This window comes from Pseudoalteromonas shioyasakiensis (assembly GCA_013391845.1).
GTDB classification, from domain to species: Bacteria; Pseudomonadota; Gammaproteobacteria; order Enterobacterales; family Alteromonadaceae; genus Pseudoalteromonas; species Pseudoalteromonas apostichopi.
Map to the genome: position 1 here is coordinate 697,568 of CP058414.1, position 18,178 is coordinate 715,745.

At 41.1% G+C, this 18,178-nt stretch carries 18 protein-coding genes; 7 read left to right on the forward strand and 11 right to left on the reverse strand.

Features of this window, described 5'->3' with window-relative positions; genetic code table 11:
* The 3 genes from HYD28_03155 to HYD28_03165 all read left to right on the forward strand — a co-directional run bounded on the left by HYD28_03155 (position 1) and on the right by HYD28_03165 (position 2,123).
* A complete protein-coding gene (locus HYD28_03155; protein QLE08043.1) occupies positions 1-741 on the forward strand; it encodes a phosphoadenylyl-sulfate reductase in 741 nt (246 codons plus the stop codon).
* A 101-nt stretch (positions 742-842) separates the two neighbouring features.
* Positions 843-1,568 (forward strand): transporter substrate-binding domain-containing protein, encoded by a 726-nt coding sequence (locus HYD28_03160; protein ID QLE08044.1) that lies wholly within the window; start codon positions 843-845, stop codon positions 1,566-1,568.
* 12 nt (positions 1,569-1,580) lie between these two features.
* Positions 1,581-2,123: a DUF4124 domain-containing protein gene (locus HYD28_03165; protein QLE08045.1), complete on the forward strand. Its 543-nt coding sequence runs from the start codon at positions 1,581-1,583 to the stop codon at positions 2,121-2,123.
* Here the strand turns inward: HYD28_03165 and HYD28_03170 are convergent.
* From HYD28_03170 to HYD28_03190, 5 genes are all read right to left on the reverse strand, one after another.
* The gene (locus HYD28_03170; protein ID QLE08046.1) at positions 2,120-2,365 is read right to left on the reverse strand and encodes a hypothetical protein; all 246 of its coding nucleotides are present in this window, start codon (positions 2,363-2,365) and stop codon (positions 2,120-2,122) included. The genes HYD28_03165 and HYD28_03170 overlap by 4 nt on opposite strands.
* 81 nt (positions 2,366-2,446) lie before the next feature.
* Positions 2,447-3,334, reverse strand: coding sequence for a DUF4097 family beta strand repeat protein (locus HYD28_03175; protein QLE08047.1), 888 nt, complete (start codon positions 3,332-3,334; stop codon positions 2,447-2,449).
* A 187-nt stretch (positions 3,335-3,521) separates the two neighbouring features.
* Positions 3,522-6,272 (reverse strand): aconitate hydratase AcnA, encoded by a 2,751-nt coding sequence (gene acnA, locus HYD28_03180; protein QLE08048.1) that lies wholly within the window; start codon positions 6,270-6,272, stop codon positions 3,522-3,524.
* A 219-nt stretch (positions 6,273-6,491) separates the two neighbouring features.
* A complete protein-coding gene (locus tag HYD28_03185) occupies positions 6,492-6,911 on the reverse strand; it encodes a hypothetical protein (GenBank protein QLE08049.1) in 420 nt (139 codons plus the stop codon).
* Between the two features lie 70 nt (positions 6,912-6,981).
* Positions 6,982-7,356, reverse strand: coding sequence for an RNA-binding S4 domain-containing protein (locus tag HYD28_03190; GenBank protein ID QLE10472.1), 375 nt, complete (start codon positions 7,354-7,356; stop codon positions 6,982-6,984).
* A gap of 235 nt (positions 7,357-7,591) precedes the next feature.
* On the opposite strand from HYD28_03190, the gene HYD28_03195 reads away from it, so the two are divergent.
* Both HYD28_03195 and HYD28_03200 read left to right on the forward strand, forming a co-directional pair.
* Complete coding sequence (locus tag HYD28_03195) at positions 7,592-7,879, forward strand: hypothetical protein (GenBank protein QLE08050.1); 288 nt, start codon at positions 7,592-7,594, stop codon at positions 7,877-7,879.
* A gap of 57 nt (positions 7,880-7,936) precedes the next feature.
* Positions 7,937-8,599: a hypothetical protein gene (locus tag HYD28_03200; protein QLE08051.1), complete on the forward strand. Its 663-nt coding sequence runs from the start codon at positions 7,937-7,939 to the stop codon at positions 8,597-8,599.
* Here the strand turns inward: HYD28_03200 and HYD28_03205 are convergent.
* The 5 genes from HYD28_03205 to glnA all read right to left on the reverse strand — a co-directional run bounded on the left by HYD28_03205 (position 8,596) and on the right by glnA (position 13,698).
* Positions 8,596-9,054: a cyclic nucleotide-binding domain-containing protein gene (locus HYD28_03205; GenBank protein ID QLE08052.1), complete on the reverse strand. Its 459-nt coding sequence runs from the start codon at positions 9,052-9,054 to the stop codon at positions 8,596-8,598. The two genes, HYD28_03200 and HYD28_03205, sit on opposite strands and share 4 nt — an antisense overlap.
* A gap of 25 nt (positions 9,055-9,079) precedes the next feature.
* Entirely contained in the window at positions 9,080-10,465 is a 1,386-nt protein-coding gene (gene ntrC, locus HYD28_03210) for a nitrogen regulation protein NR(I) (GenBank protein QLE08053.1), read from the reverse strand.
* Positions 10,466-10,483: 18 nt separating this feature from the next.
* Positions 10,484-11,554, reverse strand: a complete 1,071-nt coding sequence (glnL, locus tag HYD28_03215) for a nitrogen regulation protein NR(II) (GenBank protein QLE08054.1) — start codon at positions 11,552-11,554, stop codon at positions 10,484-10,486.
* A 79-nt stretch (positions 11,555-11,633) separates the two neighbouring features.
* On the reverse strand, positions 11,634-12,173 hold the full coding sequence (locus HYD28_03220) for a DUF4124 domain-containing protein (protein QLE08055.1): 540 nt from the start codon (positions 12,171-12,173) through the stop codon (positions 11,634-11,636).
* Between the two features lie 118 nt (positions 12,174-12,291).
* Positions 12,292-13,698, reverse strand: a complete 1,407-nt coding sequence (gene glnA / locus HYD28_03225; GenBank protein QLE08056.1) for a glutamate--ammonia ligase — start codon at positions 13,696-13,698, stop codon at positions 12,292-12,294.
* 507 nt (positions 13,699-14,205) lie between these two features.
* On the opposite strand from glnA, the gene typA reads away from it, so the two are divergent.
* A complete protein-coding gene (gene typA / locus HYD28_03230) occupies positions 14,206-16,029 on the forward strand; it encodes a translational GTPase TypA (protein QLE08057.1) in 1,824 nt (607 codons plus the stop codon).
* 513 nt (positions 16,030-16,542) lie between these two features.
* Positions 16,543-16,968: a BLUF domain-containing protein gene (locus tag HYD28_03235; protein QLE08058.1), complete on the forward strand. Its 426-nt coding sequence runs from the start codon at positions 16,543-16,545 to the stop codon at positions 16,966-16,968.
* A 15-nt stretch (positions 16,969-16,983) separates the two neighbouring features.
* Here HYD28_03235 and HYD28_03240 read toward each other — a convergent pair whose 3' ends face one another.
* Positions 16,984-18,075: an MBL fold metallo-hydrolase gene (locus HYD28_03240; GenBank protein ID QLE08059.1), complete on the reverse strand. Its 1,092-nt coding sequence runs from the start codon at positions 18,073-18,075 to the stop codon at positions 16,984-16,986.
* Between the last annotated feature and the right edge of the window lie 103 nt (positions 18,076-18,178).

Genomic DNA, 18,178 nt, shown 5'->3' on the forward strand with positions numbered 1-18,178 from the left:
ATGAGTGAATTTAAAGACATCTTAACGATGAGCAAAGAAGACCAAACAGCCATGCTGGCTGATATTAATGGTCTTCTGGCTGATAAAAGCGCTGAGGAGCGTGTTGCGTGGGCACTTGAAAACTTACCAAGCACGCACTTTTTGTCGTCTAGTTTTGGTATTCAAGCGGCTGTGATGTTGCACTTAGTGACATCACAGCAGCCAGATATTCCAGTGGTACTGACTGACACTGGTTATTTGTTTCCTGAAACCTACCAGTTCATCGAGCAAATGACAGAGCGACTTGCGCTTAATCTTAAAGTTTATAAAGCTGAGCTTAGTCCTGCGTGGCAAGAAGCGAAGTTTGGTAAACTTTGGGAGCAAGGTGAAGCTGGCATCAAACAGTACAATCAACTTAATAAAGTTGAGCCAATGAGCCGCGCATTAAACGAACTGGAAGCCGGTACGTGGTTTAGCGGTTTACGCCGTGACCAATCATCAAGTCGTGCTGATAAGCAGATTGTTGAAATTAGCCGAGGTACAGTGAAAGTGTATCCACTTATTGAGTGGAACAACCGAGATATTTATCAGTACCTAACTAAGCACGATTTGCCGTATCACCCACTTTGGGAGCAAGGCTATGTGTCGATGGGGGATGTACACACGACCCGTAAACTTGAGCCTGGAATGACAGAAGAAGAGACTCGTTTCTTCGGTTTAAACCGTGAATGTGGCTTACATATTGATGGTGATGGTATCTAATCCTAAATTCCTATCAGAATTTTCGTAAAGCGCGACCTAGGTTGCGCTTTTTTTGTATTATTTATATACAATTCTCAGGCGTAATTTTGTGAGAGAAATCTATGACTCGTGTTGTTGCTTTATTACTGTTAATTATTGCGCCATTGACTCGGGCTGAAATGCTCAAAGTTGCGCTGTATGACACAGATTATCCCCCTTATCACTTCGCCGATAGTGGCCAGAAGGGACTTGTTGATGAGCTATTAATTCGTTTTGCTGAAAAATACAATCATAATATTCAATATATCCTTGTACCAGAGGTGCGCTCGCAGCACTTACTTGATGAAGGCAAAGTCGACGCTCGTTTAGAGTCTGAACAATGGTATCGAGGAAACAACCAATATTATTGGAGTGATAGTATTTCCGTTGTTGAGGATATTCTTGTAATGCCAACTGGTTGCCATATTCCTAAACTTGATAAGCTCAATGGCTATGTTTTAATGGCTCGGTTTGGTTATACCTACCCGCAGTTTGAATCTATGTTTGCTTCAGGAGAGCTACATCGCGAGGACTTTTATTCTGAGATTGAAATGCTTAACGCTTTGGTTGATATGGAACAAAACCAACGCGTTGCCGTCATCGCAAAAAATACACTACAGTGGTATAAATCGAAGAATAAAATTTTTAACAAATTCACTGTGAGTGATTACAGTGTTGGCAAAGCGCCGATGCAACTACAGTTTGCTTATAATGAAAAAGGAAAACGAATGAGTGAGCAATTCAGTAAGTTTATTAAAAATCTTAAATCAACTGGTGAATTTGCTAAGATTGAGAGTAACTACCAATAATAGGTAAATGGAATGATTAAGCGTTTTTGTTATCTTGCCGTTATGATGTTACTGACCAGTGTGGCGCTGCTATTTTACATTAAAAAGCCAGACGGTAGGCCTTACCTAGAGCTTAGTATGTTTGAGCGTTACTCAGAAAAAGTCAGCGATGATGTGAGTGATTTTGCTTCGCAGGGTGCCGATACCTTAAGCATTCAAGCTAAAAAACTAACTGAGAAATTGAACTTTAACAAAGATGTAAATGCACCTGTTTTAGTTTATAAATGGCAAGATGAACAGGGTCAGTGGCACTATGCTGATACACCTCACCCAAATTACGCTAGTACCGCGGTAAGTTTAGATCCGAACGACATAACGGTGTTACCGGCAGAGACATTTCAAGCTGATGAAAAGCAACCAGCAGTAGTTAAAGCTGACGAAAAATCTTCAGCACTTGGAGTATACGACCCTAAAAATGTACAAAAGATGATGCAAGAAGCCGAGCAGGTAAAACAGCTCATGGAGCAGCGTACTAAGCAGCTTGAAAAGCAGCTAAAAGAGCAAGGTGGCAATTAACTTTGCTTGTTCTGTGCGGTGAGGTCACTTTCCATTTTCATCAGTAAAATAGTGAGATAAATTTTTGTTGGCAGTGAGAATAGCACACCAACAGCAATACACGCTGCGCTGATCATTATGCCATGCACACCCATGCTATCACCTAAGTAATTGCCGGCTAATAAAGAATGCCCCAAAACGATTAAGCATAAACCTAAAATGATGAAGGTTTTTAAGATTCGAATGATGGTTCGTTCAGTCATACAAGCACCTCACTTTAGCCTTAATTAAAGTGTAGGTGCTGTGGTTATTTAATAGATTGTTCTAAATCAAGCAATTGTTGATTATCTATCCAGTTTTACAGGACCGTTGATGTTATCGATACTTAAATCACCTGAACCTGCTTCGATAATTGTCAGGCCTAGTGTGTCATCAACATAAATACTGCCAGAGCCATCGGTAATAATAACAAGTCCTTTGATTTGTCTTACATCTATATCACCAGAGCCGTCTTCGATAGTAAGTGCACCCGCCAGTGTTTTAACGCTGATACTACCTGATTCATCAATAATACGTGCTGGACCTTGGCTGTTCTCGATGCGGATATCTCCTGAGTCATCTTCAATATCAATACGTCCTTGGCCTTGGTCTATCATAATTGAACCAGAGTCATCTTCAATGTTGATATTTCCACTTACATTGCTAATGCGAATATCGCCCGAGTCATCATCAATATTAATATTGTGACCACCTTCGATCAAAATTGATCCTGAGTCATCATCAATGCTGATATCGTTTTGCATTGCACGTATAACGATGTCACCTGAGTCATCATCGATATCCAGTTTAAGGTTGCTAGGTACAGAGACAATTAAATCAATATGAGGTGATGAACCACTGTAAAACGACAAGCTACCATTATTGAGCTTGCTGATAAGCTCTGCGGTGTCGCCGTGCTTTTCGAGGGTTAGTGTATAGGTTTCATCGCCTTTAGCCGCATAGATATTGGCATTCACAGTGATAGCTGTGGCGTTATGGTCGCCTTTGATGATCAGAGAACCTGCTTCGGCATCAATTTTTAATTCGCTTATATCTGCAGCCGAAACGTTTAAGTCTTGTTGTTTTTGTTCTGCGATTTGACCCGGAGAGACATGAATAACACAGCCAGTTAATAATAAACTTGATGAGATGGCAGTCGCGCAAATTGCGCGTTTGAATGAGGCAATAGTCATATGGATTCCAAAATTATTGTGATTTTTATCTGGTTAGTATTTGCAAACTATGGTCCAATTTTAACATGCTGATTTTTATGTGCTTTTCATTTTTTGTAAATAATTGTGTTGGTCTAAACTGCAATTAATTGGTGTTTTAAACAAAAAAAGGGGCTGAAAATTCAGCCCCTTAGTTAACTTAAATCAATTACTGCTCAGCCAGCATATTACGCAGTACATACTGTAAAATACCGCCGTGCTTGTAGTAATCCCATTCTTTAGGGGTGTCTATACGCACATCAACACTAAAGCTAATTTGTTTGCCTTCACTGTTAGTGGCAATTACGCTTACTTCATTGGTTTTGTCGTATAAACCTTCAAAATCGAATGACTCTTGACCTGTTAGGCCCAGTGATTCATAGCTTTCACCTTCTTTAAATTGCAGTGGTAATACACCCATACCAATGAGGTTAGAACGGTGAATACGCTCATAACTTTGTGCAATAACGGCTTTAACACCAAGTAATAGTGAACCTTTAGCTGCCCAATCTCGTGATGAACCTGTGCCATATTCCGCGCCTGCTAAAATAATGAGTGGCGTGCCATCTTGTTGATATTGCATGGCTGCATCATAAATACTAGCGAGCTCATCGTTTGGTTGTATACGGGTAACACCGCCTTCAGTACCCGGTGCTAATAGATTACGTAAACGCACATTGGCAAAGGTGCCGCGCATCATTACTTCGTGATTACCACGGCGCGAACCATATGAGTTAAATTGTGCTTTTTGTACGCCATGCTCTTGCAAGTAAAGACCTGCTGGGGCATCTGCTTTAATCGCACCCGCTGGTGAAATATGGTCAGTGGTTACTGAGTCACCTAGTTTAGCTAAACAGCGTGCACCACTTATGCTTGGGATCCCTGGAGGCTCAATCTCCATGCCATCAAAGAATGGCGCTCTTTTAATATAGGTTGACGCATCATCCCAATCATAAAGTTTGCCATCAGGAATTTGAATTTTTTGCCAATGATCATCGCCTTGATACACATTGCTATAGCTTGATGCGAACATTTCTTTGGTCACTGTTTCACGGACTAGCTCGCTAACTTCACTGACACTTGGCCAGATATTTTTTAGGTAAATGTCATTACCATTAGGATCTTGTGCAAGGGGCTCGTTATAAACGTCTATATCTGTACGACCAGCTATAGCGTATGCAACCACAAGTGGTGGTGACGCTAAGAAGTTCATTTTCACATCTTGGTGAATACGGCCTTCAAAGTTACGATTACCCGATAAAATAGAGCTGACTACTAGTTTATGTTTTTGAATTGCATCAGTGATTTCATCAGCTAAAGGTCCAGAGTTGCCGATACAGGTTGTACAACCATAACCAACAAGATTAAAGCCTAAAGCATCTAAATCATCCATTAAGTCGGCTTTTTTCAAGTAATCAGTCACGACTTGTGAGCCTGGAGCAAGTGAGGTTTTTACCCATGGCTTAACCTTTAAGCCTAATTGCTTGGCTTTTTTAGCAACTAAACCTGCAGCTAAAATAACACTTGGGTTTGAGGTGTTTGTACAGCTCGTAATTGCTGCAATCACACAAGCACCATCTTTAAGCTCAAACTCTTCGCCTTTAAAGTTAACTTTAGCTGCACCCATATATTGCGCTTCGTTCACTGGCTCATCAGGATTGGTTGCTGGGCCTTCATCTTCAATGCGAGCCTCTTGAACATCGCTTTTATCACGGTGTTGCATGCGCTCATCTTGGAAGCCTTTTAAGTGCTCACCAATGATATCACCAGCTTTGTCTAGGGCGATTCTATCTTGCGGGCGTTTTGGGCCGGCAAGGCTCGGCACTACATCATCAAGCGATAGCTCAAGTGTGTCGGTATAATGAGCTTCATCGCCAGGATTACGCCACAAGCCTTGATGCTTCGCATAGTCTTCGATGAGTTTAAGTTGTTTGTCATCGCGGTTTGTTAAACGCAGGTAGTTAATGGTTTCATCATCGATTGGGAAAATACCGCAGGTTGCTCCATACTCCGGCGCCATGTTTGCGATAGTTGCACGGTCTGCAAGTGGTAAATCAGCAAGACCATCACCATAAAACTCAACAAATTTACCCACGACGCCATGCTTGCGCAGCATTTCTGTCACGGTTAGCACAAGATCTGTTGCGGTCGTACCTTCAGGCAGGCGACCATTGAGCTTAAAGCCGACGACCTGTGGAATGAGTAAGCTGATTGGTTGACCAAGCATTGCGGCTTCAGCCTCAATACCACCCACTCCCCAACCAAGTACCCCAAGACCATTGATCATGGTGGTGTGCGAATCGGTTCCGACTAGGGTATCTGGGTAGGCGAGTGATTTACCATTTTTACTATCGTTAAACACCACACGGGCTAAATATTCTAAATTAACTTGGTGTACGATGCCGGTAGCTGGTGGCACGACTTTCAAATTATCGAAGGCGGTTTGTCCCCAGCGTAAAAATTCGTAACGCTCTTTGTTACGCTCATATTCAAGTTTCGCATTTAAGTCGAATGAGCCATCTTCACCATAGCCATCAACTTGCACTGAGTGGTCTATTACCAGCTCGGCAGGCGATAGCGGGTTAATTTTCGCAGGGTCGCCACCAAGTTTTTCCATGGCATCACGCATCGCAGCTAAATCAACAATGGCTGGAACACCTGTAAAGTCTTGCATTACAACACGAGCAGGCGTAAACGCCACTTCTGCTGACGGTTTGGCTTGTGGGTCCCAGTTTAATAAGGCATCGATGTCTTGCTTTTTAATATTTACGCCGTCTTCATTGCGCAATAGGTTTTCAAGTAAGATTTTTAATGAGAATGGCAGACGTTTTGCTTTGTCGCCTAACCCTTGTAAAGAGTGAATATGATATTGCTCACCATTAATCGTAAGCTGCTTTTGGGTATCAAAACTGTTATTCATTATTTGCCCCTGTGGTTTGAGCAAGCAGTTTGGCTTGCCTTGTTGTTTCCTTTTCGAAATTGACACAGCGTTATTGCAAACTTAATACCAGCTGAGAAATTCATCTAGCTGATGAAAAAATATGCTATCTAATATAGTTGATGCCGATGTGATTTATTTCAAGGGATAGGGACAGATAAATGGGTAGTTATTTTAAACTACCCTCAGAAATAAGTGCTTTTAGTTGAGCCAGTTTTGTTGTTTACCTTTATGGCTAATAAACAGTAATAGTAAACCAATAACGATCACGCAGAATGGCATTGCTAATGCGCTAGTACCAAACATGGCAAGGCTATCTATCACCACAAAATTATAATATTGCTGGACTAATACAGCGATAAACGAGATTAAAAATAACTCTCTGGCAAGGGCTTTTTTGGCGAGTAATAAAATGCTCGCAAAGCTTGCTGCAAACACGGCTATTGCAAAGGCAGCCGTTGACCAGAGCGGGATGTCGCGGTATGCGGCTTGTTGTGCTTCAGGGAGTTGGCTAATCATTTCGGGTGTTATCAACAGCTGCATTACAAATGCAATGACGCCTAAAAGATTCCAAACAAATGCTGCCCAAGCAAGTGGCTTGAGCCAAGACGGAGGAGCCATAAATCACCTTTTATTGTTGTTATTATCGCATCCAATTAAAGGTGATTTATGCTAACTAAGCAAGATTTAGTTAACCAAAAGAGATAGGGCGGCGGCCGGTTTTTTCGTCCACTTTTGGCTTTTTAGTACGTTTACGCTTTGATTTTTTTGGCGCTTCTTCACTGTTTTGTGGTTGTGCTTTTTGAACAGATTCCGGTGGGCGAGGGTTCGGTGTAGCATCTTCACTTAATGTAAGTTGGAACAACTCACCATCAAAAGCCAGCACGTCACCACTGTATAATTTTTTCCGCTTTATTGTACAAATTTCATAGTTAACCCCAACATAACCTTCACCAATTAAGGCTTTTGCTTGGCCACCTGTTTCGACTAGGTCGAGCACTTTTAGCAAGTTGCATAGTTCTATTGGCTCTTCTTCTAGTTCAATTTCGATGAAATCTTCGTTCATGTTGGTCTCTCTTAATTCAATCGCAGCCATTATAAAGCCTAGCACTCAATTGAACCAAGATTAAATTTTTAAGCTCTTCAAGCGGTTAAAATTTACAGTAATAAATAATCTTAAACTTTTACAAACAGTAAAAAAACTGCAGTATTTACTGGGTACACTGCGCGCGTTTGGAATTGGTGTACAAATTGCTAAATGCATGTCCATTTCATTTTTTATTCGTTCAGGAGAAGTTGTAATGGGCGTAAGATCAGCGCTAAGAAAAGAGTTAATGGGTTTGCAAGATTCGTCATTGCTTGCAGCAGATGATGTGCGAGCTTTGTTAACACAAACAATTAAGTCTCAGCCTGAAAAATCAGAACAAGGTTTTGCGTTAATTTCGCGATTTAATGATAATCATAGCCAGCTGAGTTCAGGGGAAACAAATAAAGAAAAACTGCTCCAGCATCAAACCCACCGTTTATTTAAAGATATTCTATATACCCGTCAAAGTGTTAATAGTTGGCTGAAAAAACATCTTAATTAATTGATTTATTGTTTTTCTCACTTTAGACTACAGTTGTAATCCAAAGTGAGAAAGAAAATGAAAAGGATAATTTCAGCAGCCCTATTTTTAATTTTGGCAGGTTGTCAGCAACCAACAGTGTACGTATACACTGAAAAACTTGATGAACAACAGCTGCACACATTAGAGCAAGCTTTAAATAAGCAAAGCTTACCTTATGAATACACAAAGCTACCTATTCCAAGAGACTTTGCTGATGCGACCTTAATGTTATCGAGCGATAAAATTCTGACTCATGAAACCGAGCAACTTGCAGAAATTATGCAGGGGCTGGGTTATCAAGCTGAAATTAAGTACACCACAGATGCCAATCACTTTTACAATCATGGAAATATTGGCTTTTACTTAAGAGCTAAAAATACTGCAACTAGTTTTACTATGCCGACTCGTGTACTCACCACTGGATGTGTTGAAGACAAGTACAATGATCTTGCTGTTACATTTAATGACAAGCAGGCACACTTTACCCTTGCAAGCGGTAGAAAAGTCTCACTAGATTGGGATTATTTATATGGCTACTTAGTCATTTATTATAAAAATTACTCGCAAACATACAGTCATTTAACGCCAAAAGTGAGTACCCCTTTTGGTCTAAAACCATCTGATACTTATCGTTATACGGCTCGCGTTAATAAGCCCAGTTGGTTGAATTGCTCATTGCAAGTGGTGTATATGGACTAACTACCTGATTCGAGGTAATTACTGAGTTTAGTAATACGCTCACTCATGCCTTCGATTATGCGATCTTTAATTTTCTCGCGGATCACATTGGGTAAGCGGATGAGTGCTTCAGGGGTGATAGCTAACAAAATGGTATCGACTCTAGCGCGTGCACTGGTGCTGTGCTCTCGGTTATTAATAAATGCGCCTTCACCGATAAACTCACCGGGCTCGATTGTGCCAAGTTCAAGTAAGTGACTTTGTTTGAACACCATGAGTGAGCCACTTAGCACAATATAAAGTCGTTTATCAGTATCATATTGTTTGAAAACTGCGCGGCCCTGTTTGACCAAATATAAATGACTGAAGGACTCTAATAACACTTGTCGCTCACTGAGAGTAAACTCCCTAAAAAACGGCAATCTGTTAATAATTTCCATTTGTTTAATGAGTGGAATGTGCTCGATTAAATTCATTGACTCACATCGGTATAGCTTAAAATTAGCTAATATTGCGCTCTTTTAGCTTGCGGGTCAATGTATTGCGACCCCAGCCAATCTTTACTGCGGCTTCTTGCTTGTGGCCAGCACAGTTGGCAAGAGCTGTTTTAATCAAGCGAGTTTCAAGTTGAGCTTGAATAGCTGGCCAAATATTTGTTTTGCCTTGCTTAAGTTCAAGGTTAAGCCATTGTTGAAATGCATCCAGCCAATCACCTTCTTGCTCAGTAGGCTCGACAGCAACAATCTCCGGTGGTAAATCTTGTTCACTGATAAGCTCACCCGGTGCCATTACGGTTAACCAGCGGCAAGTATTCTCTAGTTGTCGCACGTTACCAGGCCAATTAAACAAGCGTAGCTGCTCTGTGGCTTTTGGGCTTAATATTTTGCTTTCAACTTGTAGCTCTTTGGCACTTTTATGTAAAAAGTGTTGTGCTAGTCGTTCAATATCTTCAGTACGTTCGCGTAGGGCAGGTAAGCGTAAGCGCACAACATTCAAACGATGAAATAAATCGTCACGAAATTTGCCTTGTTTTACTAAATCTTCTAGATTCTGGTGCGTAGCAGCAATAATACGTACATCAACTTTAATGCTTTGATGACCACCAACACGATAAAACTCGCCATCAGCTAAAACGCGCAATAAACGTGTTTGTACGTCGAGTGGCATGTCACCAATTTCATCTAAAAATAAGGTGCCGCCATTTGCTTGCTCGAAGCGGCCTTTACGGATGCTGTCTGCCCCTGTAAATGCGCCTTTTTCGTGACCAAATAACTCTGACTCTACTAACTCTTTAGGAATTGCAGCCATATTCAGGGCGATGAATTGGTTTTCTTTGCGTGGACTGTGATTATGAAGGGCACTGGCGACAAGCTCTTTACCTGTACCTGACTCACCGTTAATCAACACACTCATACTTGATGCTGATAATTTACCAATCGCGCGAAACACCTCCTGCATAGCGGGTGCTTCACCTATTATATGTGCATTAGTTTGTGGTGCTTGTTTTCGCTTAGTTTTTTTCGTGGAATTAGCTCGGCATGCACTTTCTACCAGCGCTACAGCTTCATCTAAGTCAAACGGTTTGGCAAGGTACTCAAATGCGCCTTTTTGGAATGCATTAACCGCCGAATCTAAGTCAGAGTGAGCAGTCATGATGATCACCGGTAAGCCCGGGTTTTGTTCAGCAATGGTTTCAAGTAACGCCATACCATCCATACCTGGCATACGCACATCAGATACCAATACCGTGGGCTGGCTAAACTTTAATGCATTAAGCACATCTTGTGCGTTTGCATAGCTTTCAGTTTCAAATCCTGCACGTGCCAACGCTTTTTCTAGTACAAAGCGAATTGAGGCATCATCATCAACTAACCAGACTGTTTTCATGACTACTCCAAAAAACCATTAATCCGTAAAAGGCAAATAGATATTAAACTCTGTATGGCCTGGCCAACTGTCACAATCAATGTGGCCGTCATGTTGGTCAACCAAGGTTTGCGCTATCGATAAACCAAGCCCTGATCCATTTTCTTTGTTGGTGATCATTGGGTAGAACAAGGTTTCACGTAAACTCTTGTCTATACCTGGGCCGTTATCTGAAATTTGTATCAGCAAGGTCTTTTTCGGTGCTTTACCAGGGCGTCTGTGTTGATGATTGATGCGGGTTTTTATTCTTATCTCACCACCATCAACGAGTGCCTGTTGTGCATTACGAATAATGTTCAGTACCACTTGTTGAATTTTACTTTGATCGATGTATACGCTTGGTATACTTGGATCATAGTCTTTCACTAAAGTGATATTGGCATTGTTGTCTAACATGCTCAGTTTAATCACTGACTCTAAAGCTTGGTGAATATTGCCATAAGATTTATGTGGCAATTGATTCGGACCAAGTAAACGGTCTACAAGCTCGCGTAAACGGTCGGCTTGTTCAATGATTAATTCAGCACATTGATCTCGTTCTTGCTGATCAACCTCATACTGCAATAATTGCGCCGCTCCGCGAATTCCACCTAAAGGATTTTTAATTTCGTGTGCTAAACCACGAATTAAGTTTCGTGCAGCTTGATATTGATGCATTTGATTAGAGGCTTGATCGTGACGGATTTCATCATCCATTTGACGGCATTCGAACAATATATAGTGACTATCGTTGTGACTTATACGTCGTGTACTAATGGTCAATTTTGCATGACGAGAATCAACGAACACTACGTCAGCTCTATGCTGATGGCAATCGACACCATCGAATAATGAATACTGAGCTATGCGCTTTAAGTCTATTGAGTGGTAGTTAAATAAATTGTCGAAAGGTTGATTGATGATTCGCTTCGGGCCTAAACCTAAAAGCTCACTGGCGCTATCATTGGCATAAACCAGTTTAAAATCATGGTCGAGTAGAATAACGGCAGTACTTAAATTTTTCCAAATACTGTCGAGCAATTCAGAATTAAAGTGTGTATCACTGAGCATGGTTGCACCATTTTAGTGCGTTTCGATTTATTGCAGCTTAGCATATTCTTTTTGCGTTGCGAGACGTTAAGTTGAAATATTAGTTTCCACTAATTACAGAAGCTCTATGCATGAAAAAGGTGCTGATTGGGCTAACCGAAACGAGTTTATTATTAGCATCATAAAGTTTTGCTTGTAATGTGTGTTCACCGCGGTTGACCTCTCTTAGTGCAAAGGTCGTACTATTACTAGGTTCACTATGGGGCGTACCGTCAAGTAAAAGCTGTACTTTAAACCCTGTTTCAAAGCGTGGGCTAATTCGCGCAGTAACGTATACAGAGCCGGTATTTTCGCGAACAGTGGCTTCGTTTTTAGGAGATGAAATACTGACTTTAAATTTAATAGGTGTGGTGTTTGGCGCGCCCCTATCAAGTATACTGGTATCGGTAGCTGGCATAGTCAAATTTTGGGTATTTATTTTTACTTCGATAGCACCAGGTCGCGGTGTATCAGAAAATACTAAAACGCCGTTCTTATCTTTCCAAGAATATACTTTTTGCGCTGCGCTATAGCCAAAAAAGCTTATAAAAATCAGCAATAATACTAATAAAGTTGTGCTTTTCACCCTGCAACCCTGCATTTTTTATTTAAATAAAACTGTAGAGTAGAACCCGCTCAATTACCATTAAAAAAGCCCGCAAAGCGGGCTTGAGAACACACATTTATTATCTTTCAGATAATTCTGATACAGCGTTAAATTAAACGCTGTAGTACATTTCGAACTCAACTGGGTGAGTTGTCATGTTAAGCTTTTCAACTTCTTGGCTCTTAAGAGCAATGTAAGCATCGATTAGGTCATCAGTGAACACACCACCTTGAGTTAAGAACTCACGGTCAGCGTCTAGTGATGCAAGTGCTTCAGATAAAGAAGATGCAACTTGTGGGATCTCAGCAGCTTCTTCAGCAGGTAGATCGTACAAGTCTTTGTCCATTGCATCGCCAGGGTGGATCTTGTTTTTGATACCGTCAAGGCCCGCCATAAGCATTGCTGAGAATGCTAAGTATGGGTTTGCTGTTGGATCAGGGAAACGAATTTCGATACGACGTGCTTTTGCAGACGGTACCACTGGAATACGGATTGAAGCAGAACGGTTACGTGCAGAGTATGCAAGCATTACTGGTGCTTCGAAGCCTGGAACTAGGCGCTTGTATGAGTTAGTAGACGCGTTAGCAAATGCGTTGATTGCTTTAGCGTGCTTGATGATACCACCGATGTAGTAAAGAGCTTCTTCAGAAAGGCCAGCGTATTTGTCACCAGCGAAGATGTTTACACCATCTTTACCTAAAGATTGGTGACAGTGCATACCTGAACCGTTATCACCTACAATTGGCTTAGGCATGAAAGTCGCTGTTTTACCATATAAGTGAGCCATGTTATGGATAACATATTTCATCTCTTGGATTTCGTCAGCTTTTAATACCATTGTATTGAAGCGCGTTGCGATTTCATTTTGACCTGCAGTTGCTACTTCATGGTGGTGAGCTTCTACAACTTGACCAAGTTCTTCAAGAACTAAACAAGTTGCTGAACGCCAGTCTTGTGATGAATCAACAGGTGAACACGGGAAGTAACCGCCTTTAACACCTGGACGGTGACCCATGTTGCCACCTTCGTAATCTTTATCTGAGTTCCAAGCTGCTTCTACAGAATCGATTTTATACATAGAACCAGACATGTCTGATTTGTACTTAACATCGTCAAATAGGAAGAATTCTGGTTCAGGGCCGAATAACACAGTGTCAGCAATACCTGTAGAACGCATGTATTCTTCAGCGCGTTTTGCAACAGAGCGCGGGTCACGCTCGTAACCTTGAAGTGTTGAAGGCTCAACTACGTCACAACGTATGATTAGTGTAGCTTCTTCAGAAAACGGGTCCATTTTCGCAGACTCAGGCACAGGCATAAGTACCATGTCTGATTCATTGATACCTTTCCAACCAGCAATTGAAGAACCGTCAAACATTTTGCCGTCTTCGAAGAAATCTTCATCAATTTGGTGATGAGGAATAGAAACATGCTGTTCTTTACCTTTGGTATCAGTAAAGCGTAAATCAATGAACTTAACGTCATTTTCTTTGATAAAATCTAAAACCGATTGTGACATGTGTCCTCCAATTGTTGGGTTTTATTTTTGCTGCATTATTGCTTTTCGCTATTGTAAGCTGGTTTCGTGCCATGTTTTTAACACATTGTTTAGGCTTATAAAAATAAACACGGCTCAGTTTTGTTAACTCTTCAAGCACCAAGTTGGTGCATAAAAAGTTCATTGTGGTGCATAAAAAGTGCAACCTTATTTTTGCACAATTATTGCGCGTGCCAATTTTTCTGCTATGAACACGATTTAGTGCCAAAATATGGTTCAAAAACTAAATTTTCGCCAGTTTTGCGTTCAGATTCACTTTAATTTTCATAAATTTGTCATTTATAAAACAGATACTTATAAAAAGCCTGAAGAAAGTTTATAAATTTATATTGGATAAACTTTCATCCATGCCATTATTAAGGGATAATATGCGCCCTTTTAAATCCTATGCTGGGACATCTGGTGAAAACGCAGGTGACTGCGTAGATCTTGCAGGATCAATGAGATTCAATTTCTCTGAGAAAAAATATGAGCATCGAAAAGTTAAGAAATATAGCGATTATCGCCCACGTTGACCACGGTAAAACAACTTTGGTTGATAAACTGCTTGAGCAATCAGGCACATTAGAAACGCGCGGCGGTAACGAAGAGCGCGTAATGGACTCAAACGACATTGAGAAAGAGCGTGGTATTACCATTTTAGCTAAGAACACAGCTATTTCTTGGAACGACTACCATATCAATATCGTAGACACCCCAGGACACGCCGACTTCGGTGGTGAAGTAGAGCGCGTACTTTCGATGGCTGACTCAGTATTACTACTTGTTGATGCTCAAGAAGGTCCAATGCCGCAAACGCGTTTCGTAACGCAAAAAGCATTCGCACAAGGTTTAACGCCAATTGTTGTTATCAACAAAATCGACAAACCAGGTGCACGTCCTGACTGGGTTATGGACCAAGTTTTCGATTTATTCGATAACCTAGGTGCAACTGACGAACAGTTAGACTTTAAAGTAATCTATGCATCAGCGATCAACGGCTGGGCAACAATGGATTTAGACGAGCCATCAGATAACATGGAACCAATGTTCAAGATGATCGTTGACGAAGTATCTCCACCGGATGCAGATCCTGAAGGTGCTTTCCAAATGCAAATTTCTCAGCTTGACTACAACTCATACATCGGTGTTATCGGTGTAGGTCGTATCAAGCGTGGTACTGTTCGTCCTAACCAACAAGTAACAATTGTTAGTGCAGACGGTACTAAGCGTAACGGTAAAGTTGGCCAAGTAATGAGCTACTTAGGCCTTGAGCGTCATGAAGCAGAATCTGCAGGCGCGGGTGACATCATTGCTATCACAGGTCTGGGTGAGCTGAAAATCTCAGACACTATCTGTGATGTAAATACCGTTGAAGCATTACCACCGCTAAGCGTTGATGAGCCTACAGTAACAATGACGTTCTCTGTAAACACATCACCATTTGCTGGTAAAGAAGGTAAATTCGTAACTTCACGTAACATCCTTGAGCGTTTACAAGCTGAGCTTGTACACAACGTAGCACTACGTGTTGAAGAAACTGACAATCCAGATAGCTTCCGTGTTTCTGGTCGTGGTGAGTTACACTTAGGTATCTTAATCGAGAACATGCGTCGTGAAGGTTACGAGCTTGCGGTTTCTCGTCCACAAGTAATCCTTCGTGAAGTTGATGGTCAAAAAGAAGAGCCATACGAAACACTTACAATCGACTGTCAAGAAGAGCACCAAGGTTCTATCATGGAACAAATTGGTCTTCGTAAGGGTGAACTAACAGACATGTCTCCAGATGGTAAAGGCCGTGTACGTATGGACTTTATGATCCCAAGCCGTGGCTTAATTGGTTTCCAAACTGAATTCATGACATTAACGTCTGGTTCTGGTCTTCTTTACCACACATTCGATCACTACGGTCCACATAAAGGCGGTACTATCGGTGCGCGTAAGAATGGTGTAATGATTGCAAACGCAACTGGTAAAGCACTTACTAACGCATTATTCAACTTACAAGACCGCGGTAAGTTATTCATCGGTCACGGTGTTGAAGTTTACGAAGGTATGGTTATCGGTATCCACAGCCGTGATAACGACCTAACAGTAAACGCACTTAAAGGTAAGCAACTTACTAACGTTCGTGCATCTGGTACAGATGAAGCACAAACGCTAACACCACCACTTAACTATACGCTTGAACAAGCGATTGAATTCATCGATGATGATGAGTTAGTGGAAGTTACACCTCAGAGCATCCGTATTCGTAAACGTCACTTAACTGAAAGTGAGCGTAAACGTGCGAGTCGTGCAGCTAAAGACTAATAAGGTCTTTTAGTTTTTCAAAATTAAAACCGCCGTATTGAAAAATACGGCGGTTTTTTGTTGTATGATTAGCCGTAAGCCGTAAGCCGTAAGCCGTAAGCCGTAAGCCGTAAGCCGTAAGCCGTAAGCCGTCAGCCGTCAGCCGTCAGCCGTCAGATCGCAAGTGACTTACACTATGTGCCGCAACTAATGTCCCAACCTGAGTGGGATGGTAATCCTGACCTTGATATTACTTTTCTTGTTGGCGTAATATTTCGTACCACAGTGATTAATGTTTTATTGCTACCTACAGGAATTTTAGGAAAATACTTCCATAACAAAGTTAATGCCACTGGAATTTAGCCTAAGCTCATTCACTAGGAGTGAATTGTTCCAACATTGCTATTAGAGCTATAGCTTTGCTTATTTTTTGTATTTCTAACCTAGTTAATTAGTTTATTGAGCAACTCGCAACTTTTTACTAACCCCCCCACTTGTACTATGTTTTCTAAATCTACCTTGCAGGAGAGTAAGATGTATTTAGTTAGACTGATTTACACAAGTGAAATTAGCGATGGATTTGGACCTAATGACATCGAAAATATTCTAGAGAAAGCTAAACAGAATAATGCTAAATGTAATGTAACAGGGCTACTTTGTTTTAATAGTTCTCATTTTATGCAATGCCTCGAAGGGTCACGAAAAGCAGTGAATGAGACTTATCATCGTATTCTTAATGACAAGCGTCATCGTAATATTATCATGCTGAATTATTGTGAAATTTATGAAAGGGAATTTGAAAATTGGTCTATGGGTTATATTCCTTACACTAAACAAGTAAGCCCTATTAATCTTAAATATTCAGGGACCAGCGAATTTAACCCATTAGCCATGTCTGCAGGAAGCGCGCATAAACTTATGCTAGCTTTACGTGACTCATTGCTCAAACATACGATGTAATGCTTGCAGGTGTCGCTACAGTGACACTTGCTCGCCTTCATTTAATATGTAAAGAGGAACTTGGCTGTTCATTTGCTTTTGCATATGTAGTAATCTCAATAACGCAGAGTGACTCGAGTGATCACCCATTTGCCAGCTTGAGTTGCCATAACCCCATGGGATCATCACTTTACAGCTTAGTTCCTCTGCCGCGTTTAATGCATCTTCTGGCGTTGTGTGAACATAACGATACCATTTGCCATTTTCTTCATGGTAATAGGAAGCTATCGGCAGCAAACACACATCAATCTCGCCATATTTTTGGTTAATATCTTGAAAATGTTTTGAGTAACCGGTATCGCCAGCAAAAAATAAGGTTTTACCATTTTGTTCTAGTAACCAGCCATTCCAGAGATCTTTGTTGTGGTCGTCGTAAATGAAAGGCACCATAATACGGCTACTAAAATGGTGCGCTGGCACCGCATTAACAGTTAAGTCATTAATTTGTGTACTTGCGTACCATGCCATTTCTGAAATATTAAAGCCACCCGTCGGGAAGTTATCTGCAAACCCTAATGGCACTAAATAGCGCGGAGCATTGCCAATTTCTTCTATATCCGCTTTGTTAAAATGGTCATAGTGAATATGTGAGTACATTACCGCATCTAAGCCATTAAGTTGTACTTTTGATGGCCAAAAACCGGGTTTGCGATAGATGCCCCCTGCTAGCTTAAAGGCTAAGTCTACGGGTGAATCAAACTGATCCTTAACAGGGTCAAACAACAGCTGTTCACCATTGGGTGACTGAATATAAAAGCTAGCATGGCCTAACCAACGAACCTTAAAGCCTGAGTTGATTGCAGGTACATTTTGCTGTGCTTGATATTGGCATTGTGAGTTGCTGTCGTCGCACACGAGTAGTTCTGACGCTTCATAGCAATTGTCAGTGCAGGTTGTTGGGTATTGTTTATCACCAGGATAAAGGTTGTGGTAGCGACCTTCGTACTCACCCTCGGTTTTTAATGGAGTGATGGTGCCTTCACCGGCAATAACATTAACAGTGTTTGAATTACTGCATGCACTCAAGAGTGCTGCTGCAATAAGTGTTGAGAGAGTTTTTAAATGCATACCATGCTTACTTTTTATTCTTTGCCGTGAGTTTAGCAAAATAAAATTTAAGATAAATCATTAAAAAGTAACAAGAGGTTACACAAAAAAGCCTACGTTTAAG

Excerpts from the sequence above, each read along its gene's own strand:
- HYD28_03220 (QLE08055.1), bottom strand. The coding sequence starts at position 12,173 with ATGCAGGGTTGCAGGGTGAAAAGCACAACTTTATTAGTATTATTGCTG.
- HYD28_03190 (QLE10472.1), bottom strand. The coding sequence starts at position 7,356 with ATGAACGAAGATTTCATCGAAATTGAACTAGAAGAAGAGCCAATAGAA.
- HYD28_03165 (QLE08045.1), top strand. The coding sequence starts at position 1,581 with ATGATTAAGCGTTTTTGTTATCTTGCCGTTATGATGTTACTGACCAGT.
- HYD28_03195 (QLE08050.1), top strand. The coding sequence starts at position 7,592 with ATGGGCGTAAGATCAGCGCTAAGAAAAGAGTTAATGGGTTTGCAAGAT.
- glnA (QLE08056.1), bottom strand. The coding sequence starts at position 13,698 with ATGTCACAATCGGTTTTAGATTTTATCAAAGAAAATGACGTTAAGTTC.
- HYD28_03170 (QLE08046.1), bottom strand. The coding sequence starts at position 2,365 with ATGACTGAACGAACCATCATTCGAATCTTAAAAACCTTCATCATTTTA.
- HYD28_03160 (QLE08044.1), top strand. The coding sequence starts at position 843 with ATGACTCGTGTTGTTGCTTTATTACTGTTAATTATTGCGCCATTGACT.
- HYD28_03185 (QLE08049.1), bottom strand. The coding sequence starts at position 6,911 with ATGGCTCCTCCGTCTTGGCTCAAGCCACTTGCTTGGGCAGCATTTGTT.
- ntrC (QLE08053.1), bottom strand. The coding sequence starts at position 10,465 with ATGAAAACAGTCTGGTTAGTTGATGATGATGCCTCAATTCGCTTTGTA.
- HYD28_03175 (QLE08047.1), bottom strand. The coding sequence starts at position 3,334 with ATGACTATTGCCTCATTCAAACGCGCAATTTGCGCGACTGCCATCTCA.
- glnL (QLE08054.1), bottom strand. The coding sequence starts at position 11,554 with ATGCTCAGTGATACACACTTTAATTCTGAATTGCTCGACAGTATTTGG.
- HYD28_03155 (QLE08043.1), top strand. The coding sequence starts at position 1 with ATGAGTGAATTTAAAGACATCTTAACGATGAGCAAAGAAGACCAAACA.
- HYD28_03240 (QLE08059.1), bottom strand. The coding sequence starts at position 18,075 with ATGCATTTAAAAACTCTCTCAACACTTATTGCAGCAGCACTCTTGAGT.
- acnA (QLE08048.1), bottom strand. The coding sequence starts at position 6,272 with ATGAATAACAGTTTTGATACCCAAAAGCAGCTTACGATTAATGGTGAG.
- HYD28_03200 (QLE08051.1), top strand. The coding sequence starts at position 7,937 with ATGAAAAGGATAATTTCAGCAGCCCTATTTTTAATTTTGGCAGGTTGT.
- typA (QLE08057.1), top strand. The coding sequence starts at position 14,206 with ATGAGCATCGAAAAGTTAAGAAATATAGCGATTATCGCCCACGTTGAC.
- HYD28_03205 (QLE08052.1), bottom strand. The coding sequence starts at position 9,054 with ATGAATTTAATCGAGCACATTCCACTCATTAAACAAATGGAAATTATT.
- HYD28_03235 (QLE08058.1), top strand. The coding sequence starts at position 16,543 with ATGTATTTAGTTAGACTGATTTACACAAGTGAAATTAGCGATGGATTT.